The following is a 23,831-nucleotide window of genomic DNA, read 5'->3' as shown; positions in this document are numbered from 1 at the left end:
CCATTGCCGCGAGAAAGCCCCATGCCGATGGCCTCCGATGATACCCCGCTCTCCGTCAGCGAACTCAATCGCCGCTCTCGTCAGCTCCTCGAGGGCGGCATCGGCGAGATCTGGGTCGAAGCCGAGCTCTCCAATGTCTCGCGGCCGGCCTCCGGGCATGTCTATTTCACCCTGAAGGACGAACGCGCCCAGCTGCGCTGTGCCATGTTCCGCCAGCGGGCACGCTTCGTGACGGCTCCGATGCGCGACGGCGACCGGGTCAAGGTGCGCGGCCAGGTATCGCTCTTCGAACCCCGCGGCGACTTCCAGCTGATTGCCGAGGCCGTGCAACCGGCCGGCGAAGGCGAGCTACTGGCCGCTTACGAGCGTTTGAAGGCCAGACTCCAGGCCGAGGGCGTCTTCGCCAATGCCCGGACGCTACCATGCCCGCCGCGACGTTTGCTGGTCCTGACCTCGGCCACGGGGGCAGCCATTCGCGATGTCCTGGCCGTGCTCGAGACGCGCTGGCCGCTGGCGCAGGTCACCCTGATCCCCGTGCCCGTCCAGGGCAATGAAGCGGCGCCGGCACTGATTGCGGCGCTCGGGCTGCTCAACCGCCAAGCGGCCCTGGACCCGGCGCAGGATGTCATTCTGATCACGCGCGGCGGCGGCAGCCTCGAGGACCTGTGGGCCTTCAATGACGAACACCTGGCCCGCGCCATCTTTCACTCTCGGCTGCCGATCATGTCGGCCGTCGGCCATGAAGTGGACGTCACCCTTGCCGACCTGTCTGCCGACCAGCGCGCCCCTACCCCCTCGGCGGCCGCCGAGCGCCTGGTCCCCGACGCCACAGCCCTGCGCCAGCGGCTGGCACAGCTCGACGCTCAACTGTGTCGCGCACAGCGGGCCCGGATGAACGCTCAGGGCCAGCGGCTCGATCACCTTCGCGCCCGGCTCCGCCATCCCGGTGAAATCCTGACCTTTCGACGCCACCAGCTGCAACAGATCGAAGGCCGACTGCATCGCGCCATGCAGTCGCACCTGGGCGAGCAGCGTCAACGCCAGCAGCAATTGCGCCAGCGCCTGTCACTGCGCTCACCGCAGCGCCAGGTCGAGCAGGCAGAGCATCGGCTTGCCCAGGCGGCACGACGGCTCGAGAGCAGTCTGCCCAGAGCGCTGACACGCCACCGCGAGCGCCTGGCGGCGGTTTCTCGCGAGCTACAGGCCGTCAGCCCGCTGGCCGTGCTGGGCCGTGGTTACTCGATACTGGAAACGGCAGAGGGGCGCGTCGTGAAGCGGGCCGGGGAAACACAGGCCGGTCAGCATCTGGAAGCCCGCCTGGGTGAGGGGCGGCTGACCCTGGAGGTCATCTCCCCCAGGGACCGCTGATACTGGATAGACGAACGACAGAACCTTGGAGGCGCTGCTCGCCTTGACGGTGCCCCGCCACCTCAGGCGTGACTGACGTTGCCCTTGAAGGTCGAGGGCTCAAGCTCGTGGCGCGCCAGCAGCTTGTAGAAATCCGTGCGATTACGCCCGGCGATCCGTGCCGCCTGGGTAACGTTGCCCTCGGTAATCTTCAATACCTTGATCAGATAGCTGCGTTCAAAGCCGGCCCGGGCGTCATTGAAGGTCGGCAGGGCATTTTCTTCGGCCACCAGTGCCTGGGAGACCAGCGCCTCGGGAATGATCGGCGCACTGGTCAGTGCCACGCACTGCTCCACCACGTTCACCAGTTGGCGCACATTGCCCGGCCAGGCGCTTGACGCCAGCAGGTTGATCGCTTCCTTGGAGAAGCCCTTGACGAAGGGCTTGTGCCGTTCGGCGGCCTGGGTGACCAGGTGCTTGGCCAACAGCGGCACATCCTCGGCACGCTCCTTGAGCGGCGGCAAACGCAGATTGACGACATTCAGGCGATAGAAAAGGTCCTCGCGAAAGTCGCCGCTCTCCATGGCCTGGCTCAGGTCACGGTGAGTGGCCGAAATCAGGCGGACGTCCACGGGTATCGACTTCGTGGACCCCAGCGGGCGAATCTGGCGTTCCTGCAAGGCACGCAGCAGCTTGATCTGTAGGGTCAGCGGCATGTCGCCGATCTCATCGAGGAACAGGGTGCCACCGTCGGCGGCCTGAAAGAGGCCCTCGTGATCGCTGATCGCTCCGGTGAAGGCGCCCTTGGCATGACCGAAGAGCTCACTCTCGAGCAACTGCTCCGGTAGAGCACCGCAGTTGATGGCGATGAACGGCTTGTCGGCACGCCGGCTGGCCTTGTGAATCGCCCCTGCCATCAGCTCCTTGCCGGAGCCCGAGGGCCCGGTCACCAGCACGCTGACATCGGACGCCGCCACCATCCTGGCCTGTTCCAGCACGCGCTCCATGTCAGGGCTTCGTGTGATGATCGCCGCTCGCCAGCTATCATCGTCGCCGCTCCCTGCCGCGGTCTGCGCCAGCGCATCCTCGATGGTGGCGAACAGTTCCTCGCGATCCACCGGCTTGGTCAGGAAACCGAACACCCCCTGACGCGTGGCGCTGACGGCATCGGGGATCGAACCGTGAGCGGTGAGGATGATCACCGGCAACCCCGGCAGGCGACGCTGGATCTCCTGAAACAGCGCCATGCCATCCATTTCATCCATGCGCATGTCAGACAGCACCAGATCGGGTCGTTCCGCCTCCAGTTGTTTGAGAGCCGATGGGCCGCTTTCGGCCGTGGTCACGCGGTAACCGCGACTCTCGAGCCGCATGCCCAGCAGTTTCAACAGGCTGACGTCATCGTCCACCAACAGGATGTGGGCGGCTTGATCGAGCGTGGCTGTCGTGGCTCCGCCAGGGGTCATATCGTGTCTCCGTGTTACTCGCCTCACTCTCGCGAGTTGATGTTGCGTTCAATATCGGTGAGCGCATCAAGCTTTTCCTCGAGCGCTTGTTTGTCAGCTTCCAGGTTTTTTTGTTCTTCCAGCACCTGGTAATGGCGATACTGGAGGTCGCGACGGCGCTCCAGTTCATTAAGCCAGTAGCGCAACAGGGGCTGCAGCTTTGATGGTGCCGCATGCAGGTCAGCCTTGAGCAGCTCAGAGGCCTGCTTCCACTGGGCAACGGGGCCCCATGCCATGACCATCGCCCGCGCCAGCCGGGCCTCGGCCCTGGTGCCCTTGAAACGCTCCAGCATGTCACTGCGCCATTCGCTGTCAGCGCGTTGCGAGGCCAGACCAAAGGCCACCCACTCTTGCAACAAGCAGGCTGAATCGCGGAAGCCGGGGGCTTGCGTATAGCACTCCATGGCTTCCGGCTGCGTGGGTGCGTTGCCCTCCTGGCCCTGCTCGGGCGCCATGGGAAGCCACTGACAGCCCGTCAGCCAGAGTGCGGTCAGACAGACGCTCCAGGTTCTACTCTGCATATCATCAGCTCCTTGCGGCTCCCTCTGGGGAGACTCTTGATACGTTATTATCTTCCATGCCTGCTCCCTCAGGCAGCGTCAGGCGAAAGCAGACGGACAGCCGGTCATCGACCAGCTCGAGCGTGCCCTCCTGCAGACGGGCACAATCCGCCGCCACGGACAGACCGACACCGGACCCTTTCAAGGCTCCCTTGCGACGAATGCGCCCCTGATAGAAGGCCTCGAAGAGGTGCTGAGCATCTTCCTCGGAGATGGACTCACCACTGTTGGCTACCTCGAGCGTCAAGCACGACGCTGTAGTACGCGCCCGCACCTCCAGCTGGCCTCCATCCTCACCATAGGCGATGGCGTTGGAAATCAGGTTATCGAGTATGCGGCTTGTCGCAGTGGGGTCTATCCGCCATTTCAACGGTCCATCGAAACACTCGACCTGCATGCCCTTGTTCTGCAGCGCCAGTCGGTGCTTGGCCAACACCTCCTTGACCACGGTGGCAAGATCCCGATCCTCGAGTTCCAGGCGGCGGTTGTGCTGAAGCAGGTTGTAATCCAGCAACTGTTCGATGAGCTGCTGCAGCTCACCACCACTGGCATCGATCAGCTCGAGTATCTCGCGCTGATGCTGGGTCAGCTCGCCTGCTACCCCATCGGTGAGCAGGGATGAGCCCTCGCGCACACTAGCCAGCGGGGTCTTCAGCTCATGCGACATATGCCGCAGAAACTGCTGTTTCTGCTCTTCCAGTTCATTGAGCCGGGATGACAACCAATCCAGTCGGTCATCGAGCCGCACCAGCTCGGCCGGCCCCTGCACCGCCCCCCGCACCTGCTGCTGGCCGCCACTGCCGATTCCCAGGATGTGGCGCTCAAGCTGGCGTATCGGTCGAATGATGAGGCGCGTGAACAACAGCATCAGTATCAGGCTCGCCGACACCAGGGCAGCTGTCTGCCACCACAAGCGCGTCTGCACATCCTCGGCCCGCTGACGAATATCTTCCAGACGCTGGTCGATTCGCTGGTTGGTGGCCGCTTGCATAGCCTCGGTCTTCTCCGCAAAGGGCAGGAAGGCGGCCAGGCGCTCCTCGAACGCCTCCAGAGGCAGGTCGGGCAGTTCGGCCAATTCATCCAGCTGCTCGCCCAACGCCGCCACATTCGGGTCATCGGGCAGCAGTTGACGCTGAATGGCCAGCAGGCTGCGAAATTCCGACAGCCGCTGGTCGTAGATCTCGAGCAAGCTCTCGTCCTCGACCACCGCATACTGACGAGCGGCGCGTTCCATTTTCAGCGCCAGTGCTCCCAGCGTCCGGGCTCGGCGGGTTTCCTCGACCGCCTGACGCGCACTCACATCGGCGAGCCGCGACAACTCGGAAAGCGCCTGCCCGGCCTGAAACATCAATACGGCCAACGGCAGCATCACCATGAGGAAGGCCAGCAGCACCAGCTGCAACAGGGAACGCGGTCGCCAACGACGGGAAACAACTGAGGGCATGGTTAGTGTACTTTGCAAGATGGTAATGATGGACACTATCGCAACCGCCCGAGGATACCAAAGATACGCGGGTTCGCCTGCCAGCTGGCACGCGGCAACACAGTAAAAAAAAGGCCGGCAGAGCCGGCCCAATACGCAGGGAACTGAAGGGTTGGAAAGCACCAGCCAGATGGACCTGGCTCCACAATCTGCTGGCTCACTTTCACGGGCCCCTAAAAGGCCCTCGAAGCCGCCTGAATCCCATTGCCACCAGGGGCTGGCTTCAAGCGTCAAGGCAGCGGACTGCCTTGCTTCGATCCAGAGGTATCGCCGCCAGGCGAATACCTGATTGACTCTTGCCCCGAAGTCGGGGGTTGGCATCCATGCCAGAGCTTCCGTGCTCTTCTCGGTACGCTTCCATGACGCAAGTCGGTACCGTCTCATCGCAACCTAAAGTCACACATCGCTGGAGCAGACAATGACCACATCAAGGCAGGGCACACAGGGCAGTGATTTATCTTACCTTGCTGCAGCCGGAAAACGATTCGAGCCGTAAGAATCATTTCCTGTCGCTCACTAAAATACTTGCCAACTTCATGCCATAAAACAAAAAAACCATTTAATTCAATGGATTAAATAAAAGCAACTGCAAGGGGCGCGACACGACAGAGCAATCCAGGCGGGACACACGACGAATTCTGTCGCCATAAAGCGACGTGGAACCAGAAAAAAAACGATAAACACTTTTATTACAATGATTTACAACGTCTCATAAAGGCAACACCGGGTGCCGAAACCCGCCCCGGCGCTGCCTGAAAAGCCGACCACGGAAGGGTGAACAAGGCGCAAATCTGCGAAAAAGCGAGGGTTGGCAGAAAGTAAAAGCGCAGCCTGAGCGGACTTGCAACACCGTATGGTCGAGCAGCGGAGGGTCAGCGGATCGACTTGACCAGCACCTTGGACTGCCGGGCGTGATTATAGGTATCACGCTTGAGAGGGGGCAGATCCGCGAGTTCTGCAGTGCGGAAGCCGTGCTCGAAGAACCAGTGCGCCGTATGCGTCGTCAGCGCGAACAGCGAGCCGAGCCCCTGATGCCTGGCGCGCTTCTCCACCTCGGTGAGCAGCAGGTCGCCGCGCGCGCCTCCGCGATAGTCGACATGCACCGCCACACAGGCGAGTTCACCCATGCCGGCCGCCTGAAAGACATGCAGGGCGGCACAACCGATGACCATGCCATCCCGCTCGATCACTACATAGTCATCAATTTCGTATTCCAGGCGTTCGCGCGAGCGCGGCACCAGCATGCCGCGCTGCTCGAGCGGCTCGAGCAGCTCCAGCAGGCCCGCCACGTCACCCACCTGAGCGGCCCTTAACTGCTCATACTGATGGCGCGAGATCATGGTGCCCACGCCATCCCGGGTGAACAACTCGCCCAGCAGCGCATCATGGTCGCGCCAGGACAGCAGATGCGTGCGCGACACCCCATGGCGCGCGGCCGCACTGGCCGACTTGAGATGACGATGCAGCTCTTCCCCCGGCGCCGTATCCTCGAGCCAGTCACGCGCCTCGTCCGGGGTCAACTGACGCTGCAGTTCGCCCCGGCCATCCACCAGGCCACTGGCCTCCCCCAGCAGGATCAGCTTGTCGGCGGTCAATGCTGTCGCCACTTTCTGGGCGACCTCGGCGGCATCCAGATCGAACACCTCGCCGGTGCTCGAATAGCCAAGGGGCGGCAACAGGACCAGCGAGCCCTGCTCCAGCAATCCACTGATGGCCGTGTCGCGCACGCGACGCACCTCGCCGCTGCGCGCGAAATCGACCCCCTCGCGGACCCCCAGCGGCTTGGCCATGACCAGATTGCCCGACACCACCGTCATTTCCACGCCATGCAAGGGCGAATTGGGCAGCCCCAGGGACAAGCGCGACTCCAGCCACAGCCGCTGTTCGGCTGCCACCCGCTCGACGCGCGCCATGACAGCCTCATCCGCGACCCAGCGCCCATGATGGCGCGCCGGCGTGACATTCGCTGTCTCGAGCGCCTGGTTCACCTGGGGACGAATGCCCTGCACCACCACCAGGCGCACGCCCAGGGTATGCAGCAACGCCAGATCCTGAATGAGCTGCTCGCCCCGGCCCTCCGCGACCGCCTCACCCTCGATCAGGATGACAAAGGTACGACCTCGGTGGGCATTGATGTACGGCGAGGAATTGCGAAACCAGTCGACGAAGGGAAAGCGAGTGTCCAAGGCCGCGCTCCGGCAGCAGGTGAAAGAAAGCACGTGCTTGAACTATACCAGACGGACGAAAACGGCGGCACTATCACGAGACACGAGCCGCGAGCCGCGAGCCGCGAGCCGCGAGCCGCGAGCCGCGAGCCGCGAGCCGCGAGCCGCGAGCCGCGAGCGGGATGGTGCCACCGCCCTCTAATCCGTCAACCCTTCAGCTCGTAGCTCGTAGCTCGTAGCTCGTAGCTCGTAGCTCGTAGCTCGGCGCTTAGCCGAACATCCCCTTGAACATGAAGAAGAACATGATCGCCAGGGTGGCGCCGGCCGGCAGGGTGATCAACCACGACATCACGATGGTGCCGATGACGCGCATGTTGAGGGCGGCCATGCCGCGGGCCAGGCCGACGCCCAGCACCGCGCCGACCAGGGTCTGCGTGGTCGAGATCGGCAGGCCGGTGCCGGAGGCCAGCACGACGGTGGTAGCGGCAGCGAGGGTCGCGGCGAAGCCACGGCTGGGGGTCAACTCGGTGATGCCGGTGCCCACCGTGGCGATCACGCGATGACCGTATGTCACCAGGCCGATGACGATGCCGCCGCCACCGAGTACCAGCACCCACCAGGGCACCAGGGCTTCGCCGCCGATGGTCCCGCCGCTTTCCACGACACTGATCACCGCGGCCAGCGGACCGACGGCATTGGCCACATCATTGGAGCCATGCGCAAAGGCCATGGCGCAGGCGGTAAACAGCATCAACACGCCGAAGACGCGCTCCACCCCGCCGAAGCCGAAGGCATCATCCTGGCGCTTTCCGGCACCGACCCGGCGCTCACGCCACACACCCAGCGCCATCAGCAGGCCACCTACCAGGATGGAATACAGCAGACTGGCCCCGAAGCCCAGATCCAAGCCGACATGCTTGAGTCCCTTGGTAAAGGTCACCATGGCCACGATAAAGCCCACCAGGAAGACATACATGGGCACGTAGCGCTTGGCCGCCGCGAAGGGGTCGTGGTTCTCGAAGATCAGATGCTGCACGGAACGGAACAGCATGAAGGCGATGGAGCCCGCCATCAGCGGCGAGACCACCCAGCTGGCGGCAATCTGGCCAACCTTGACCCAGCCAATGGCATCCAGCCCCAGACCGGCCATGGCAAAGCCGACGATGGCGCCGACGATGGAATGCGTGGTCGATACCGGCCAGCCCCGCATCGAGGCGATCAGCAACCAGGTCGCCGCCGCCAGCAGGGCCGCCAGCATGCCGTAGACCAGCAACTGCGGATCATCCTGCAGTGCCGTCGGGTCGATGATCCCCTTGCGAATGGTGTTGGTCACCTCGCCGCCAGCCAGCCAGGCGCCGAGAAATTCGAAGACGACGGCGATCAGGATCGCCTGCTTGATGGTAATGGCCTTGGAGCCCACCGAGGTGCCCATGGCATTGGCCACATCGTTGGCGCCGACTCCCCAGGCCATGAAGAGGCCGAATGCACAGGCCATGAGGATGAAGATGTCGCCGTGTTGCGCGATGATCGACATTGGACGCTGTCCTTCTGCGGTCAGTTTGGTAGCGGGGAATTCCCGATCAGTTGGCCGTCATGATCTGCAGACGACTGCCGACACGTTCGGCGAGATCGGAAAGCTCGCCCACCCAGTCGATGATCTTGTAGAGGAACATCACCTCCACCGGCGGCAGGCTCTCTTCCAGCGTGAAAAGCTGGCGACGAATATCCACCTGCTGGGCATCGGTCTGCTGCTCGAGGGTGTGAAGTTCGCGGATCAGGTTCTGCATGACATCGGACACATTGCGCCCGAAGCCGGACTCCAGCAGATCCTTGAGTTCCTCCAGCGCCTGGCGCGCCTGGCCCACACAGGCCACGGAGGTCTGCATGTAATGGCGCATGGACTCGGCCAGCGGTTCCGGCATCTGCATGCTGCGGCCCAGCATGATGCCGGTGATGTCACGCACCTTGTTGGCGATCTTGTCCTGGACGCTGATCAGGTCCAGCAGATCGGAGCGCGAGACCGGCAGAAACATGGTATTGGGGAGGTTGAGACGCAGCTCTGTCTTGAGCTCATCCGCCTCATGCTCGAGGCGCGTGATCGTCTCGCGATGGGTACCGGCAGCCTGCCAGTCGCCATTGAGCGAGTCCTCGAAGAACGGCAGCAGCTGGTCAGCGCAGTCATTGACCTTGACGATGTGTGCCAGCAACGGCTGGAATGGCGAGCGGCCAAACATCGCGGAGAAGGGATTGGATGTCACCATGAGCATCTAACACTTGGAAAATGGCGGCGTCAGTATAGTGACTGGCCGTGGCGACGTCATGAAAAATTCACCCAAAATTCACGCAAATTTCATCCAGACGACACAGGGCACCCGGCCATGGCAAGTGAAATCGAACTCAAGCTGGCACTCGGCGACGCCGCGCCGGACTCTCTTCCCCGCCACCCCAGCCTCGCCTCGCTGACGCCACGGGTCAGCCGGCTGGGCAATACTTATTACGATACCCCCGAGGGCGACCTGGAATCGGCTCGCAGCGCCCTGCGCCTGCGCCGGGACGGCGAACGCCTGCTGCAGACCGTCAAGACTCGTGGCCATGGCGGCGGCGGCCTGTCGAGCCGTGGCGAATGGGAATGGCCTGTCACGGGTCCCGGGCTCGACCTCGACGGGCTCGGCGAGATCCCGCCCATGGCCGCCCTGGGTCAGGATGTCATCGCCCGTCTCGAGCCGCGCTTCGCGACCGATTTCACGCGCCGGACCTGGTGGGTGACCAGCGAAGCCGCGGAGATCGAAGTCGCCCTGGACAGCGGAGAGATTCGCGCCGGCGACGCCCGGGTGACGATCCGCGAGCTGGAGCTGGAATTGAAGGACGGCGAGCCGAGCGCCCTGCATGAACTGGCCAGCCGTCTGGCCGAAGGGGTGGCGCTGCGTCCTTCGGACACCAGCAAGGCGGCCCGTGGCGGCGCGCTGCTGCTCGGCCGCTGGCAACTGCCCGAGGGTGGCAGCCCGGCCGCCTGGTTCCATCGGGCCAATGTCGCGCTGGATGCCCTGGCCGACACCGGCGACCCGGTATGGCGCCACCAGGCTCGCGAGGCCTTTCAACAACTGGCTCGCCTGAGCGAAGATACAGCCGAGAATGCCCGCTGGCTGGCCGGGGCGCTGGAAGGCCCCGACTGGTTCGATGCGGCCTTTGGCGCCCACGCGCTGGCACTGTCGCGCCGCCTGCCCGGGGATGCCCAGCTCGGCTGACCCACGACCACAAGGACGCCCCCTCGTGAGCCACTTGAAACCCGCTGCGGAAGGCCTGCGCACGCGCATCTTCCAGATCATTTTCGAGTCCGACACGCCGGCCGCCAAGGCCTTCGATATCGCCCTGATCGGCCTGATCCTGTGCAGTGTGCTGGTAGTCATGCTGGAAAGCGTGGTCAGCCTGCAGGAGCGCCACGGCGACATTTTTCACACGCTCGAGTGGGGCTTCACGATCCTCTTCACGGCCGAGCTGGCCGTGCGACTCTACTGCCTGGACCGGCCCTGGCAGTACCTGCGCAGCTTCTATGGGGTCATTGATCTGCTGGCCATTCTGCCCACCTGGCTGGCCCTGATCGTGCCGGGCACCCAGTCGCTGGTGGTGGTCCGGCTGCTGCGGACGCTGCGCATCTTTCGCGTATTGCGCCTGATGGAATTCGTCGGTGAAGGCCGATTACTGATCGATGCCCTGAAACGCAGCTCCCATCAGATCTTCCTGTTTCTGTTCACCGTCTGCATGCTGATCACCATCTTCGCCTCGCTGGTCTATCTGATCGAACCCGCCGAGGCCGGCTTTACCAGCATTCCCACCTCGATCTACTGGGCGGCGGTGACGCTGACCACGGTCGGCTATGGTGACATCGCGCCGGTCACGCCGCTCGGTCAGGCCATTTCGGTGATGATGATGCTGATCGGCTACTCGATCATCGCCGTGCCCACCGGCGTCTTCTCCGCCGAGGTCATCCGCTCGATTCGAGCCGACCGCTATTCCGAGGAAGCCTGCCCCGGCTGCGGCCACGACCGCCACGACCAGAAGGCCTATTACTGCCTGCGCTGCGGCACCTGGCTGGACGAGGAGACCCCGGACCCGCGGGCCGAGCACGACAGCAGCGCGCAAGACTAGCGGCGCCGAGGCAACAGAACGGTGGATCAGCGGCAGGCCCCGCCGTCCTGCGCCGGCCAGCTGACGCAGTCGCCCGGCTGGATATCCCGGGCTTCGAAGTACCCCGCATTGACCTCCAGGGCCGCATGATACGGCGCCTCGGCCCGTGTCACCGGACAGTCGCTCGGCGAGGCAGCGCGACACGGCTGCATGCGATGGATCTCGTTGATACGCCCCTCGGCATCCAGGAAGGCAATGTCCAGCGGAATCCGCGTGCGATACATCCAGAAGCCGCTACGCGCGGGCTGGGCCACGTCATAGAGGAACAGCATGCCGGCATCCCGGGCGAGGGATTCGCGCTCCATCAGCCCCTGGCTGCGTTCCGACGAGCTGTTAGCCACCTCGACCGTCAGTCGGTGCGGGCCCTGGCGGCTGTGAATGGTCAGGGGGCTGGTCGGCAGCAGGGCCGCCCAGGCCAGCGGCTGCCACCCGAGCGCCAGTGGCGCCACCAGCATGCCTTTCAGCAAGCGGCGGCGTGTCGGGTTCGGCGTGTGCGTACGCCGCCTGCTGGTCAGCTTCTCAGCGATGCCCATGCTGTGGACCCACATCGAGAATCTTCAGGGTATTGGTGCCGCCATGCGCATTCATGTGATCCCCGCGGGTCAGGATGACATGGTCCCCCGGCTCGGCAATGCTGTGACGGACCAGCACATCCATGGCGCGGTCGTTGAGTTCGTCGGCCGTCATCGCGCTGGTATCGAAGGGCAGCGACACCACGCCCCGATACAGCGCCATGCGACGCTGGGCGACCGGGTTGTGCGCCAGACCGACGATCGGCAGCCCCGAACGAATCCGCGAGGCAATCAGCGGTGTGTAACCGGTGGAGGTCATGCACACGATGGCGGCCACGCCGGCCAGGTGGTTGGCGGCATACATGGCCGACAGGGCGATGGTCTCGTCGATGCGCGAGAAACCCTCATGGATGCGATGGCCGGAGGCCTGGGCCACCCGTTCACGCTCGGCACCCAGGCAGACACGCGCCATGGCCTCGATGGTTTCCACCGGATAGTCGCCGGCGGCGGTCTCGGCGGACAGCATCACCGCGTCGGTGGCGTCCAGCACCGCATTGGCCACGTCGAACACCTCGGCCCGGGTGGGCAGCGGCGACTCGATCATCGACTCCATCATCTGGGTGGCGGTGATCACCGCCCGGTTCAGGGTGCGCGCGTGCTTGATGATGCGCTTCTGGGTGCCGATCAGCTGCTCGTCGCCGATTTCCACGCCCAGATCGCCGCGGGCCACCATCACCGCCTGGCTGGCCTCGATGATGCCGTCCAGCGTGTCATCATCGGCCACCGCCTCGGCGCGTTCCAGCTTGGCCACCAGGCCGATATCGGCACCGGCCTCGCCGAGCAGCTCGCGGGCTTCGTGCATGTCGGCGGCGCTGCGCGGAAAGGACACCGCCAGGTAGTCGACGCCGATCTCCATGGCGGTCTTCAGGTCGGTCTTGTCCTTGTCGGTCAGGGCCGGGGCGGAGAGCCCGCCGCCCTGCTTGTTGATGCCCTTGTTGTTGGACAGCTTGCCGCCCTGTTCCACGGTGGTGTGGATCTGCGTGCCGTCCACGCGCGCCACGTCCAGCACCAGCCGGCCGTCGTCGAGCAGCAGGCGGTCACCGGCCACCACATCATCGGCCAGCGCCTTGTAGTCACAGCCCACCCGGTTGGCGTCGCCGGCCTCGCTGTCCAGGGCCACGTCGATCACGAAGGCCTGGCCGTCCTCGAGCTCCACCGGGCCGTCGCGAAAACGCGCGATGCGAATCTTGGGGCCCTGCAGGTCACCCAGCACGGCGACGCTGCGCCCCAGTCGAGCGGCCGCCTCGCGTACCTCGGTGAGGCGGCGGCGATGATCCTCGGGCGCGCCGTGGGAGAAGTTGAGGCGTACCACGTCGACGCCGGCGGCGATCATCTGCTCGAGCACGTCGGGCCGGTCGCTGGCCGGGCCGAGGGTGGCAACAATCTTGGTGCGGCGAATCGGCTCGTGGATCGGAGCATGGGGGGGCAGCGTCATGAAGTCCTCGGTAAAACCAGAATGGCTCGAAAGTCGTTGACATTGGTGCGCGTCGGGCCCGTCACGATCAGGTCGCCCAGGGCGGCAAAGAAAGTATACGCATCATTACGTGACAGATATTCGTCAGGATCAAGGTCGAGCCTTCCACGCTCCTGCCAGCAGCCCGGTCCGAAGATGGCTCCGGCGTTGTCTTCCGAACCATCGATACCATCGGTGTCGATGGCCAGGGCATGGATGCCCGGCGCCCCCTTCAGGGTAGTGAAGAGCCCGAGCAGATACTCGACATTACGGCCACCGCGGCCATCTCCCTGCATGGTCACGCTGGTCTCGCCGCCGGACAGCAGCAGGCACGGCCACGCAGCGTCACGCTGGGTGTCCAGCGCCAGCTGCGCCTGGGCCCGCCCGAGTTCACGCGCCTCGCCTTCCAGATCATCGCCCAGCAACCGTACCTCGAGGCCTTCGGCGGCGGCGACATCGCGCGCCGCCTCCAGGGCATCACGCGCCCGCGCCAGCACCAGGTGTCGGTCACGCCGGAACTCGGCATCAGCCTCGCCGGGTGCCTGCCGGGTCGTGCTCAGGTGTCGGCGAACGCTCGGCGATATCTCGATTTGATAGTGCTCGAGGATCGCCAGGGCATCGGCCGGTGTGCTGGCATCGGGCAGAGTGGGCCCGGACGCGATCAGCGACGGCTCATCGCCGGGCACATCCGAGATCAGCCAGGTCAGCACGCGGGCCGGATGCGCCGCCACCGCCAGCCGTCCACCCTTGATGGCCGACAGATGACGCCGCACGGTATTGATCTCGCTGATCGGCGCCCCGCAGCGCAACAGCGCCTGGTTGAGGGCCTGTTTCTCGGCCAGCTCGATGCCCGGTGCCGGCAGGGTCATCAGTGCCGACCCACCCCCCGAGATCAGGGCAATCACCAGGTCCTGCTCGCCCAGCCCGTCCAGCGACTCGAGCATGCGGCGCGCCGCCCGTTCGCCGAGGTCATCCGGCATCGGGTGCGCGGCCTCCAGCACCTCGATGTTCGCGCAGGCCTCCGCGTCGCCCTGAGGCCCATGGCCGTAGCGGGTGACGACCAGACCGCTCAGCGGCGCATCGGGATACTGCGTCTGCCAGGCACGCTCGAGCGCCGCCGCCATGGCCGCTGCCGCCTTGCCGGCGCCCACCACCAGGGTGCGTCCCGCCGGGGCCTCGGGCAACTTGTCGCAGACCAGCGCCTGCGGGTGCACCGCCGCAACCGCCGTGTGACCGAGCTGAACCAGCCAACGACGCACGGCCTCGGGGTCGGCCGGGTCGAAGGGCAAGGCCTGATCCGTCATGGGAGACTCCTCAACGCCGAAAATCGCTATCGGTCAGCATACGCAACTTGTCGGTCACACGCTCTGCACGAGCGTTCAGCGATAGGCGTCCTGAATATCGGTAATCCGGGTTGCCTGGCGGCCCAGGCCGTCATGCAGGTCGAGCATGCGCTCCAGCCAGGCATGGACCGGATCGGCATTGGAGACCAGGTCGGCGGTGGAGACGCAGCGCGCCCACATGAAGTTGCCGAAGACGAGGTAGTCGGCCGCGCCCGGGGCATCGCCGTCCAGGAAGGGAGCTTCCTCGAGGCGGCCGCGCAAGGGAGCCAGCGCGGTGTCGAGCTGGCTCAGCCCTCTCACCGGCGAATGCACTTCCTCGAGGGTGCGACCGAAGCGCTTTTCGCGGGTCTCGCGGAAGTAGGCACGATCATCCGGATGGATGGCATTGAGCAGGTCCATGATGATGATCGCCATAATCGGAGGCGCCAGCGAGCGTTCGGCGTAATGCTTGAAGAAACGCGCCCGGGACTCGGCCAGCGCGTCGCCGACCAGCGGCGCCTCGGGATAGGTGCGATCGAGATAGCACAGAATGTCATAGCTCTCGGTGACCACCGTGTCACCATCGACCAGCACCGGCACCTTGTCGTGCTCGGCGAAGCTCAGGGCATCCTTCTCGGTGAAACGCCAGGGTCGGGTTTCGACATCCAGCCCCTTGTGCGCCAGCGCCATGCGCACCCGCCAGCAGAAGGGGGAAAAGCGTAGTGCTGTGTCGATACCGCACAGATCATAGAGTACTCGGGACATGCCGGCTCCTCGCATTCGGGACAAAGGCCCATGATACTGCCAAGAATCGGCGAGCCTGGCCACACGCCCCACCAGCTGCCCGCTCGATGCTAGAATCCGTGGCTCGAAGCCAATGCCAAGGAGCCACATGAAAACCAAAGCCATGCTAGAACTGGCCGATGTCAACGCCATCCTGGATGCCGCGCAGCGCGAAGCCGAGGCCAACCAGTGGGCCGTGACCATTGCCGTGGCCGATGACAGCGGCGAGTTGCTCGGCCTGCGACGCCTGGATGGGGCCGCCGCGACAAGCGCCATGATCGGCACCCGCAAGGCACGCACCGCCGCCCTCAGCGGCAAGGAAACCCGGGTCTTCGAGCACATGATCAACGAGGGGCGCACTGCTTTTCTGTCGGTGCCGCTGGAAGGGTTGCTGGAAGGCGGCATCCCCGTCATCGTCGATGGTCAGCCCATCGCGGCCATCGGCGTATCCGGCGTCAAGCCCGAACAGGATGCCCGGGTTGCCCGCGCCGGTCTCGCCGCCGTGGCTTGAGAGGTTGGCGCGCACCACCCTGCTCCGCTAGCCTTCAAAGGCGCAAGCCATCATTCTCGAGAGCATTGAGGACAACCGCACATGGCAGGAGGTTGGGCCAAGGACGGAAGCGTCCAGGAACAGATCGAAAGCACGGTCGAGGATGCCGTGGAGCGCTCGCGTAGCCGCCTTCCCGGCGGCGAGAGCCTCACGCATTGCGAGGAGTGCGATGAGCAGATCCCCGAAGCACGCCGCACGGCCGTGCCGGGTGTGCGCCTGTGCATCGAGTGCCAGGCCGAGCAGGACAAGCGTGACAGCGCCGGTGCAGGCTTCAATCGGCGGGCCAGCAAGGACAGTCAGTTACGCTAGCGTCCCCACTACTCTACTCCCTCTACTCCCCACTCCCTTCTCCGCTCGAAGATGTCCGCGCCACGCCCTGCGCAAGCGGCGTGACGACTCCCTGCGCCGGCTTTCAACGACGGCGCTCATGGTGAACGTTTAATCAGATAACGGTAATTCGTCGCGCGCTTGGGGATAGTGAACAAGAATCAAGCGTAAGCGAGTGAGTCTATCAACACAGGAAAGATCCCTTATGAACAGTCCGAATGATGCGTCAGCGCATCCCGAACCGGTCGACGACATGCAGACGGATTATGTCGTCGGCCAGGACAACATCGAAGGCAACCTGGGCCCCATCGGCTTCGATATCCACAACCGGGTCTTCATGATCTCTGCGGCGGCCTCCATCATCTTCATCCTGCTGACTCTGATGTTTCCGGAGACGGCCGGCAGCATGTTTCAGTCCATCGTGTCCTTTTCGACGGGCACGCTGGACTGGTACTTCATGATCGTGGTGGATTTCTTCATCCTGTTTTCGATCGCCCTGATCCTGTTGCCCCACGGCTCCATCCGGCTGGGCGGCCCCGATGCTAGACCCGAATATGGCTACCTCTCCTGGTTCGCCATGCTGTTTGCCGCCGGCATCGGCATCGGCCTGCTGTTCTTCGGCGTCCTCGAGCCGGTCTATCACGCCAATGTCTCCCTGCCGCTGGGCATCACCTCGCCCTTCGCCGATGGCGCCCTGAACGCCGATGCCGTGCCCGAGGCGACCGCCATGGGGCTGGCCGGTACCTACCTGCACTGGGGCATCCACGGCTGGGCGGTCTACGTGGTCATGGCCCTGGCCCTGGCGCTGTTCAGCTACAACAAGGGCATGCCGTTTTCCATTCGCTCTGCCTTCTTCCCGATCCTGGGAGAGCGGGTCTGGGGTTGGTGGGGCCATATCATCGACATCCTGGCGGTGTTCTCGACGCTGTTCGGTCTGGCCACTTCCCTCGGCCTCGGGGCACAGCAGGCCAACGCCGGCATGAATTTCGTGTTCGGCCTCGAGGTCAGCGTCACCGCCCAGATCATCATCATCCTGCTGGTGACCGCCGTGGCCCTGGTCTCCGTGTGGCGCGGCCTCGACGGCGGCGTGAAGCGGCTCTCCGAACTCAACATGCTAATGGCGGTATGCTTTTTCTTCTTCGTGCTATTCGCCGGGCCGACTCTGGCCGCCCTGACCGGCTTCTGGGACGGCATGGTGACCTATGCCACGGAGTTCGTCGCGCTCTCGGCCCCCTTCGGTCGCGAGGATGATGCCTACCGTCAGGCCTGGACCATCTTCTACTGGGCCTGGTGGGTCAGCTGGGCACCCTTCGTCGGCATGTTCATCGCCCGAGTATCGCGCGGCCGCACGGTTCGCGAGTTCGTCCTCGCCGTGCTGATCGTGCCCACCCTGTTCATCGCCATCTGGATGGGGGTCTTCGGCAGCACCGGGCTAGAGCAGCTCTATGCCAGCCCCGATACCAGCCTGGTCAAGCAATACGTGATCGATAACTACAGCCCCGAGCTGTCGCTGTTCGGCATGCTCAATGAACTGCCGTTGACCGGCCTGATGTCGACCCTGGGGATCATTCTGGCACTGATCTTCTTCGTCACGTCATCCGACTCGGGATCGCTGGTCATCGACACCATCACCGCCGGTGGCAAAATCGATGCACCGCGTCCCCAGCGTATGTTCTGGGCCACGGTGGAAGGGCTGATTGCCATCGTGCTGCTGATCGGGGGCGGTCTGTCGGCGCTTCAGGCCGGGGTGACGGCCACGGCCATTCCCTTCTCGGTGCTCATGCTGCTAATGTGCTACACCATCATGAAGGCACTGAACAGCGAGCTGCGACTGCTGCGCGCTCGGTGACCGCAACCGCCCCGCCTGAGCGGCGGGGACATCGACAGCCGGATTGTGAGCCCCGCCCATGCGGGGCTCGCGCATTTCGAGGCCACCATGCCACTGCTGCTTTTCCTGCCACCCCTTGGGGCCGTGCTGATCTGGTCCGGCAACATGACCATCAACCAGCTGACCGTGGGCGCCATCGCCCCGAGCAGCATTGCCTTCCTGCGCTGGCTGCTGGCACTGGCCGTGCTGACTCCCTGCGTGGCGCCCGCCGCCTGGCGCCATCGTGCCAGTCTGCGCCGCGAGTGGCCCAAGCTGGCGGTGCTGGGCATGCTCGGCATGGGGCTGTGGCAAGGGCTGGCCTATGTGGCCGCCGAGACGACCTCGGCCACCAACATGGGAATCCTGGCCGCCATGGTGCCGTTGCTCACCGTGCTGCTGAGTGCCCTCATCCTGCGCGAGCCGCCCAGCATGGGCGGCATCATCGGCGGGCTCTGCGCCTTCCTGGGCGTGAGCTTCCTGCTCGGCCGGGGCAACCCCCTGTCGTTGCTGGCACTCGAGATCTCGCGTGGCGACCTGTTGATGCTGCTGGCCGCGACCTGCTATGCCCTGTATGGCGTGATGCTCAAGCGCTGGCCGTTGGACCTGCCGCCCTGGGTGATGCTCTACGGGCAAGTGGTGTGCGCGGTGCTGCTTCTGCTGCCCTTCTACCTGGCCGGCCCCATGACGCCGGTGACCCCGGGCAATATCGGCTTGATCGCCTACGCCGGCATCCCCGCCTCCATCATCACCACCTACCTGTGGATGCGCGCCATTCGCCAGATCGGCGCCAGCCGTGCCAGCATCTTCATCAACCTGATGCCGCTATTCAGCGCCCTGATCGCCATGCTCGCCCTCGGCGAACAGGTGGCCGGCTTCCATCTGGTCGGCGGCGTCCTGATTCTCGCCGGGGTGATCATGGCCCAGACCTGGACGGCCCCCTGGCATGGCGGGGCATCCGCTGCGTTTAGACGCCGCTAATCAGTAGCACGGGCGCGCTTATAGCCGCGTGGTAAACTGGTCGGCATTCGAGGTCACATCAGTACAAAGGACGTCCCATGTCGCTAGACGATCTTCAGCTCAATCTGCGTAACCTGACACCGGAAGACTATCCCCAGCTCAAGCAGCTGATGGATGCCGTCTATGACGATCTGGGCGGCGCCTGGCCCAAGCACACCATGGAGCGCCTGATCCAGGAGTTTCCCGACGGTCAGATCGGCATCGAGGACGATGGGCGCCTGATCGGGGTGGCGCTGACCGTGCGCGTGGATTACGACGGCTTCTCCAACCCGCACAAGTACGATGACCTGATCGACCAGCGCGAAATCATCCTCAATGATCCCGATGGCGACGCCATGTACGGCCTCGATGTCCTGATCCATCCGGACTATCGCGGACACCGACTGGGCCGCCGGCTCTATGAAGCGCGTCGCGAACTGTGCCGCTCGATGAACCTGCGGGCCATCCTGGCGGGGGGGCGCATCCCCCAGTACCACCAGTACGCCGATGAGCTGACGCCCGCCGAGTACATCGATAAGGTGTCACGCAAGGAGATCCACGATCCCATCCTGTCGTTCCAGCTGGCCAACGACTTTCAGGTCAAGCGGCTGCTCAGCAAGTACCTGCCCGAGGACGAGAAGTCGCGCGGCTACGCCACCCTGCTGGAATGGAACAACATCCTCTTCGAGCCCGCCGAACGGGTGCTGGAGACACGCCGCACCCAGGTACGCGTCGGCGCGGTGCAGTGGCAGATGCGCGAATTCGCCTCGGTGGAGGCGGTACTGCAGCAGGTGGAATACTTCGTCGACGCCCTGGCCGACTACCAGAGCGACTTCGCGGTCTTCCCGGAGCTGTTCAACGCGCCGCTGATGGGCCTGCAGGACCGCGCCGCCCAGCAGGACCAGCTGGCCGCCATCCGCTTTCTGGCCGGCTTCACCGAGCGCTTCAAGACCGAGCTGTCACGCATGGCGGTCTCCTACAACATCAACATCATCGCCGGCTCCATGATCGAGGTCGGCGAGGAAGACCGGCTCTACAACGTCTCCTACCTGTGTCACCGCGACGGCTCGGTCGAGCGCCAGGCCAAGCTGCACATCACGCCCCAGGAGCGTCGCGACTGGATCGTCGAGGGCGGCGACGAGCTCCAGGTCTTCGAGACCGATGCCGGCCGGGTCGGCATCCAGATCTGCTACGACGTGGAGTTCCCCGAACTCTCCCGCCTGTTGGCCGATCAGGACATGGACATCCTGTTCGTGCCCTTCTGGACGGATACCAAGAACGGCTATCTGCGCGTGCGTCACTGCGCCCAGGCGCGTGCCATCGAAAATGAGTGCTATGTAGTGCTGTGCGGCAGCGTGGGCAATGTGCCGTCGATCGAGAACCTCGACATCCAGTACGCCCAGTCCTCGGTGTTCTCGCCCTCGGACTTTTCCTTCCCCCACGATGCCGTGCTCGCCGAGACCACGCCCAACACCGAGATGATCATGTTCTCGGACCTGGACCTGAGCCGCCTCAAGGTAGTGCGCAACGAGGGCTCGGTGACCAACCTCAAGGACCGCCGTCAGGACCTGTTCGACCTGCGCTGGCGTGACTGGTCCTGGAAGTCCGGTGGCCGCATCGGTGCAGAGGATAACTGAGCGCTTGCTGGCCTTCCTGAACCGCTGGCGGATGGCGCGCTTCGAGGCCCGTCATCCCTTTCCCGAGGCCGACTGGCAGGTAGCTCGGGGGCGTGTACCCCTGCTCGGCGTGCTGCCCGACGACCCGGCCGGGCGGCTGGGTCGCCGGGCCTGGTACTTTCTGCACCACAAGCGAATCAGCCTGCATCCGGCACTGCGCGAGGAAGGCATCGAGTTCGACACAGCCGGCTATCTGGCACTGGCGGGACAGGCCTGCCTGCTGACGCTCGGCTGGCGGGATCGCGACCATCTCGATGCCTTCGCCAATGTCCACGAGATACTGGTCCTGCCCGAGGCCTTCCACCGGCGCGTCGAGGAAATGGATGAGTTCGGCGTAATGCATGAGTACGACGACCAGCGTGCCGGCGAGACCTCCCATCAGGGGCCGGTGGTGGTCGCCTATCCGGACCTGATGGCTAGCGGCGGGCTGGACGGTTTCAACGTGCTGATTCACGAGCTGTCGCACAAGCTCGACATGGGCAACTCGCTGGACGCCGATGGCTATCCGCCCTTGCCCGGCGACATGGATCCACGCCAGTGGTACCGCGTCTTCATGGCCGTCTGGGAGGACCTTCAGGCCCGGCTGGAGCGCGGTGACATCACACCCATCGACGATTACGCCGCCACCCACCCCGGAGAATGCTTCGCCGTGAACTGCGAGTATTTCTTCACCTCACCGCACACTCTGGTGGCCGCCTACCCCGAACTCTACACTCTGCTCACCCAGTATTTCCGGCAGGAGCCGGCCGGCTGGTTCGGCCCCCGAGCCTAAGGAAGTGCTTCCCTAAAGGCACTCCAGCAACCAGTCCCACAACCGCGCCGCCTCTTCATGGGGCTGTCGCTTCGCCGGGCGCACCAGCCAGAACTGCTCTTCGCTGGGAACTTCCAACGGCAAGGGCGCCACCAGGTCGTCGCGCTTCTCGAGCAGGCGACGATGCATCAAGGCCACTCCGCCGGACTGACTGGCCAGGGCCAGCGTCATCACCTGGTTGTCACAGGTCATCGCCGCGCAACGGTCTTCCAGGCCCGGCACGCCGGCCTGCTCCAGCCAGGTCGGCCAGCCCACGGCAAAGCCCACGGCATGCAGCAGGACCTGACCGGCCAGGTCCTCGGGCGTCTGGATCCGACGCGCCAGCGTCGGTGAGCAGGCCGGCAGCATGGCCTCCTCGCCGAGCGAGATGGCCTCCACCCCGGACCACTCGCCGCGGCCATAACGAATCTCGATATCCGCGCCCTCGGGACCGAAGTCGTCCGGCCAGATGGCGCTCACCACGCGGGCGCCGATCTGCGGGTTGTCGCGCTGAAACGCGGGCAAACGTGGCGCCAGCCAGTTCTGCTGAATGACCGGCGTGGTGCGCAGGGTGACCTGACGCTCCTGGCGCGTACCGCCAAAGACTTCGCTGGTGCCCTCGCCGAGTCGCACGAAGGCATCCTGGATGGAAGGCAGCCAGGCACGTCCCACGGGCGTCAGGCTCAGGCTGCGCGGATGCCGCACGAAAAGCTTCTGACCGAGCCGATCCTCCAGCAGGCGAATGCGCTGGCTGATCGCCGCCTGGGTGACCCCCAGTTCGTTCCCCGCTGCAGTGAAACTCAGGGTGCGCGCTGCCGCTTCGAAGGCCTGCATCCATCCCAGCGGCGGCAATCCTGTCATGATGGTACTCCCGGCATGGCTAATTACCTCATAAGTTTTTCTAGGGCATAGGGGCCAGATTAATCGTTTGCGCACTCATCGGGCAATCGTCACCCTGTATCGCACTACTGCAACAGGAGGCCAAGATGACTACCGACGCTGCCACCGTCACCTCACCCGACCGTATCACCTGGGCCATGAGCGAGCTGTTCAGCCACACCGGCGGCCCCGCTCTGATCGGTGCCACGACCGGCAGTTCGCGCGTCACCTTGACCTGGGAGGACCGCCAGCAAGCCGACTTCACCCTGAGCTGGCTGCGCGACCACTGCCCCTGCACGGAATGCCGTCACACCACGACGCGCGAGCGCCTCTACATCCCCCTCGAGCTGCCGGAAGCCGCGCCTGCCGCCCACCTCGAGGACGGCAACCTGGTGCTGACCTGGGCCGATGACCATGTCAGCCCCTTCGATGCCGGCTGGCTGCGCCAGCGTCAGGCCGGGCAGCCGACAGGCGATGCCGTGCCTGCCCGCCGGCCCTGGGCGGAGGACTTCGCCCCGGCCCGTGTGGCCCACGCCGACTTCGTTCAGGACGCCGCCGGAGAGCGCCAATGGCTGACCGCCCTGCTGCGTGACGGCCTGGTGCTGCTCGAGGATGGCCCGTTGGCGGACGAGGAAGTCAGCCGCCTGGCCGAACGCATCGGCCCTCTGCGCGCCACCAACTTCGGCGCCCGCTTCGATGTGCGTTCCAAGCCCAACCCCAACAATGCCGCCTACACGGCCATCGGTCTGCCCCTGCATACCGACCTGCCCAACTGGCGTCAGCCGCCGGACATCCAGCTGCTGTACTGCCTGGAAAACGGCGCCGAGGGTGGCGAGTCGACCTTCACCGACGGCTTTGCCGCCGCCGAGGCGCTGCGTGAACGCTCGCCGGAGGCCTTCCGCCTGCTCAGCGAGACCCCCATCGATTTTCGGTTCCAGGACGACACCCAGGATATCGCCTGGCGCGCCCCGATTCTGACACTGGACCATGACGGCCAGCTGCTCGAAGTCCGTTTCAACAACTGGATCCGCGACTCGCTGCGCCTGCCGCTGGATCAGGCCGATGCCTGGTACCGCGCCTATATCGAATTCTGGCACCTGGTCCATGACCCGAGCATGCGCCTCGAGTTTTCCCTGCAACCCGGCGAGATGATCGCCTTCGACAACCGCCGCGTGTTGCACGGGCGCAACGCCTTCAATCCCAACAGTGGCCGTCGCCACCTGCAGGGCACCTACCTGGATCTCGACCTGCTGGAATCGCGTCTACGCGTTCTGGCACGTAGCACCTGAGCCTGACGCGTGCCTCACCCGAGGCACTTTCACAGGCCTTTTCTTGGCACTCATGCCGGGTCTGCGGACCCGGCCATCAGGA

Annotated in this window: 21 protein-coding genes; 10 read left to right on the top strand and 11 right to left on the bottom strand. The window is 64.7% G+C overall.

The annotated features are described in order from the left end of the window. Nucleotides 1-21: 21 nt before the first annotated feature. Nucleotides 22-1,368, top strand: a complete 1,347-nt coding sequence (xseA, locus tag HHA01_RS06980) for an exodeoxyribonuclease VII large subunit (RefSeq protein ID WP_246053839.1) — start codon at nt 22-24, stop codon at nt 1,366-1,368. Nucleotides 1,369-1,430: 62 nt separating this feature from the next. Here xseA and glrR read toward each other — a convergent pair whose 3' ends face one another. The 6 genes from glrR to HHA01_RS06945 form a co-directional block, all read right to left on the bottom strand. Then, a complete protein-coding gene (gene glrR, locus HHA01_RS06975) occupies nt 1,431-2,813 on the bottom strand; it encodes a two-component system response regulator GlrR (RefSeq protein WP_141319084.1) in 1,383 nt (460 codons plus the stop codon). 23 nt (nt 2,814-2,836) lie between these two features. Further along, the gene (locus tag HHA01_RS06970; RefSeq protein ID WP_246053838.1) at nt 2,837-3,307 is read right to left on the bottom strand and encodes a hypothetical protein; all 471 of its coding nucleotides are present in this window, start codon (nt 3,305-3,307) and stop codon (nt 2,837-2,839) included. A gap of 70 nt (nt 3,308-3,377) precedes the next feature. After that, nucleotides 3,378-4,856: a sensor histidine kinase gene (locus HHA01_RS06965; RefSeq protein ID WP_141319080.1), complete on the bottom strand. Its 1,479-nt coding sequence runs from the start codon at nt 4,854-4,856 to the stop codon at nt 3,378-3,380. 911 nt (nt 4,857-5,767) lie between these two features. Beyond that, complete coding sequence (argA, locus tag HHA01_RS06960) at nt 5,768-7,081, bottom strand: amino-acid N-acetyltransferase (protein ID WP_141319078.1); 1,314 nt, start codon at nt 7,079-7,081, stop codon at nt 5,768-5,770. A 247-nt stretch (nt 7,082-7,328) separates the two neighbouring features. Continuing rightward, nucleotides 7,329-8,594 (bottom strand): inorganic phosphate transporter, encoded by a 1,266-nt coding sequence (locus HHA01_RS06950; RefSeq protein WP_141319076.1) that lies wholly within the window; start codon nt 8,592-8,594, stop codon nt 7,329-7,331. Nucleotides 8,595-8,640: 46 nt separating this feature from the next. Continuing rightward, the gene (locus tag HHA01_RS06945) at nt 8,641-9,321 is read right to left on the bottom strand and encodes a TIGR00153 family protein (protein WP_141319074.1); all 681 of its coding nucleotides are present in this window, start codon (nt 9,319-9,321) and stop codon (nt 8,641-8,643) included. A gap of 117 nt (nt 9,322-9,438) precedes the next feature. Between HHA01_RS06945 and HHA01_RS06940 the strand changes: the two genes are divergently transcribed. Further along, entirely contained in the window at nt 9,439-10,305 is an 867-nt protein-coding gene (locus tag HHA01_RS06940; protein ID WP_141319072.1) for a CYTH domain-containing protein, read from the top strand. Then, nucleotides 10,289-11,206, top strand: coding sequence for an ion transporter (locus tag HHA01_RS06935; protein ID WP_373862938.1), 918 nt, complete (start codon nt 10,289-10,291; stop codon nt 11,204-11,206). The genes HHA01_RS06940 and HHA01_RS06935 overlap by 17 nt, the downstream gene beginning before the upstream one ends. A 26-nt stretch (nt 11,207-11,232) precedes the next feature. On the opposite strand, the gene HHA01_RS06930 is transcribed toward HHA01_RS06935, so the two are convergent. The 4 genes from HHA01_RS06930 to HHA01_RS06915 form a co-directional block, all read right to left on the bottom strand. Next, nucleotides 11,233-11,793 (bottom strand): DUF192 domain-containing protein, encoded by a 561-nt coding sequence (locus HHA01_RS06930; protein ID WP_307725345.1) that lies wholly within the window; start codon nt 11,791-11,793, stop codon nt 11,233-11,235. Then, nucleotides 11,765-13,252, bottom strand: coding sequence for a pyruvate kinase (gene pyk / locus HHA01_RS06925; RefSeq protein WP_141319068.1), 1,488 nt, complete (start codon nt 13,250-13,252; stop codon nt 11,765-11,767). The genes HHA01_RS06930 and pyk overlap by 29 nt, the downstream gene beginning before the upstream one ends. Beyond that, nucleotides 13,249-14,574 carry a glycerate kinase type-2 family protein gene (locus HHA01_RS06920; protein WP_141319066.1) on the bottom strand — a complete coding sequence of 442 codons (1,326 nt, stop codon included), beginning with the start codon at nt 14,572-14,574 and terminating at the stop codon, nt 13,249-13,251. The genes pyk and HHA01_RS06920 overlap by 4 nt, the downstream gene beginning before the upstream one ends. A 75-nt stretch (nt 14,575-14,649) precedes the next feature. Then, nucleotides 14,650-15,357 carry a glutathione S-transferase N-terminal domain-containing protein gene (locus tag HHA01_RS06915; protein WP_141319064.1) on the bottom strand — a complete coding sequence of 236 codons (708 nt, stop codon included), beginning with the start codon at nt 15,355-15,357 and terminating at the stop codon, nt 14,650-14,652. A gap of 127 nt (nt 15,358-15,484) precedes the next feature. Between HHA01_RS06915 and HHA01_RS06910 the strand changes: the two genes are divergently transcribed. From HHA01_RS06910 to HHA01_RS06885, 6 genes are all read left to right on the top strand, one after another. Continuing rightward, nucleotides 15,485-15,886, top strand: a complete 402-nt coding sequence (locus HHA01_RS06910) for a GlcG/HbpS family heme-binding protein (RefSeq protein ID WP_141319062.1) — start codon at nt 15,485-15,487, stop codon at nt 15,884-15,886. A gap of 81 nt (nt 15,887-15,967) precedes the next feature. Further along, nucleotides 15,968-16,234, top strand: a complete 267-nt coding sequence (locus HHA01_RS06905; RefSeq protein ID WP_141319060.1) for a DksA/TraR family C4-type zinc finger protein — start codon at nt 15,968-15,970, stop codon at nt 16,232-16,234. Nucleotides 16,235-16,457: 223 nt separating this feature from the next. Beyond that, the gene (locus HHA01_RS06900) at nt 16,458-18,101 is read left to right on the top strand and encodes a BCCT family transporter (protein ID WP_170214842.1); all 1,644 of its coding nucleotides are present in this window, start codon (nt 16,458-16,460) and stop codon (nt 18,099-18,101) included. A gap of 87 nt (nt 18,102-18,188) precedes the next feature. Next, nucleotides 18,189-19,097 (top strand): DMT family transporter, encoded by a 909-nt coding sequence (locus tag HHA01_RS06895; RefSeq protein WP_141319058.1) that lies wholly within the window; start codon nt 18,189-18,191, stop codon nt 19,095-19,097. A 77-nt stretch (nt 19,098-19,174) separates the two neighbouring features. Continuing rightward, nucleotides 19,175-20,752 carry a bifunctional GNAT family N-acetyltransferase/carbon-nitrogen hydrolase family protein gene (locus tag HHA01_RS06890; protein ID WP_141319056.1) on the top strand — a complete coding sequence of 526 codons (1,578 nt, stop codon included), beginning with the start codon at nt 19,175-19,177 and terminating at the stop codon, nt 20,750-20,752. Between the two features lie 4 nt (nt 20,753-20,756). Beyond that, complete coding sequence (locus tag HHA01_RS06885; RefSeq protein ID WP_141319054.1) at nt 20,757-21,563, top strand: M90 family metallopeptidase; 807 nt, start codon at nt 20,757-20,759, stop codon at nt 21,561-21,563. Between the two features lie 12 nt (nt 21,564-21,575). Here HHA01_RS06885 and HHA01_RS06880 read toward each other — a convergent pair whose 3' ends face one another. Then, nucleotides 21,576-22,442, bottom strand: a complete 867-nt coding sequence (locus HHA01_RS06880; protein ID WP_141319052.1) for a LysR substrate-binding domain-containing protein — start codon at nt 22,440-22,442, stop codon at nt 21,576-21,578. Nucleotides 22,443-22,567: 125 nt separating this feature from the next. Here HHA01_RS06880 and HHA01_RS06875 point away from each other — a divergent pair, with 125 nt between their 5' ends. Further along, the gene (locus HHA01_RS06875) at nt 22,568-23,749 is read left to right on the top strand and encodes a TauD/TfdA family dioxygenase (protein WP_246053837.1); all 1,182 of its coding nucleotides are present in this window, start codon (nt 22,568-22,570) and stop codon (nt 23,747-23,749) included. Nucleotides 23,750-23,831 lie beyond the last annotated feature (82 nt).

The organism is Halomonas halmophila (assembly GCF_006540005.1).
Taxonomy (GTDB): Bacteria; Pseudomonadota; Gammaproteobacteria; order Pseudomonadales; family Halomonadaceae; genus Halomonas; species Halomonas halmophila.
The sequence above is the reverse complement of the archived record's forward strand: the minus strand, read 5'-3'. Positions and strand labels throughout refer to the sequence as shown.

Excerpts from the sequence above, each read along its gene's own strand:
- HHA01_RS06915 (WP_141319064.1), bottom strand. The coding sequence starts at position 15,357 with ATGTCCCGAGTACTCTATGATCTGTGCGGTATCGACACAGCACTACGC.
- HHA01_RS06965 (WP_141319080.1), bottom strand. The coding sequence starts at position 4,856 with ATGCCCTCAGTTGTTTCCCGTCGTTGGCGACCGCGTTCCCTGTTGCAG.
- glrR (WP_141319084.1), bottom strand. The coding sequence starts at position 2,813 with ATGACCCCTGGCGGAGCCACGACAGCCACGCTCGATCAAGCCGCCCAC.
- HHA01_RS06970 (WP_246053838.1), bottom strand. The coding sequence starts at position 3,307 with ATGGCGCCCGAGCAGGGCCAGGAGGGCAACGCACCCACGCAGCCGGAA.
- xseA (WP_246053839.1), top strand. The coding sequence starts at position 22 with ATGCCGATGGCCTCCGATGATACCCCGCTCTCCGTCAGCGAACTCAAT.
- HHA01_RS06910 (WP_141319062.1), top strand. The coding sequence starts at position 15,485 with ATGAAAACCAAAGCCATGCTAGAACTGGCCGATGTCAACGCCATCCTG.
- HHA01_RS06905 (WP_141319060.1), top strand. The coding sequence starts at position 15,968 with ATGGCAGGAGGTTGGGCCAAGGACGGAAGCGTCCAGGAACAGATCGAA.
- HHA01_RS06935 (WP_373862938.1), top strand. The coding sequence starts at position 10,289 with ATGCCCAGCTCGGCTGACCCACGACCACAAGGACGCCCCCTCGTGAGC.
- HHA01_RS06945 (WP_141319074.1), bottom strand. The coding sequence starts at position 9,321 with ATGGTGACATCCAATCCCTTCTCCGCGATGTTTGGCCGCTCGCCATTC.
- HHA01_RS06875 (WP_246053837.1), top strand. The coding sequence starts at position 22,568 with ATGACTACCGACGCTGCCACCGTCACCTCACCCGACCGTATCACCTGG.
- HHA01_RS06940 (WP_141319072.1), top strand. The coding sequence starts at position 9,439 with ATGGCAAGTGAAATCGAACTCAAGCTGGCACTCGGCGACGCCGCGCCG.
- HHA01_RS06895 (WP_141319058.1), top strand. The coding sequence starts at position 18,189 with ATGCCACTGCTGCTTTTCCTGCCACCCCTTGGGGCCGTGCTGATCTGG.
- HHA01_RS06890 (WP_141319056.1), top strand. The coding sequence starts at position 19,175 with ATGTCGCTAGACGATCTTCAGCTCAATCTGCGTAACCTGACACCGGAA.
- HHA01_RS06900 (WP_170214842.1), top strand. The coding sequence starts at position 16,458 with ATGAACAGTCCGAATGATGCGTCAGCGCATCCCGAACCGGTCGACGAC.
- HHA01_RS06920 (WP_141319066.1), bottom strand. The coding sequence starts at position 14,574 with ATGACGGATCAGGCCTTGCCCTTCGACCCGGCCGACCCCGAGGCCGTG.
- pyk (WP_141319068.1), bottom strand. The coding sequence starts at position 13,252 with ATGACGCTGCCCCCCCATGCTCCGATCCACGAGCCGATTCGCCGCACC.
- HHA01_RS06880 (WP_141319052.1), bottom strand. The coding sequence starts at position 22,442 with ATGACAGGATTGCCGCCGCTGGGATGGATGCAGGCCTTCGAAGCGGCA.
- HHA01_RS06950 (WP_141319076.1), bottom strand. The coding sequence starts at position 8,594 with ATGTCGATCATCGCGCAACACGGCGACATCTTCATCCTCATGGCCTGT.
- HHA01_RS06930 (WP_307725345.1), bottom strand. The coding sequence starts at position 11,793 with ATGTGGGTCCACAGCATGGGCATCGCTGAGAAGCTGACCAGCAGGCGG.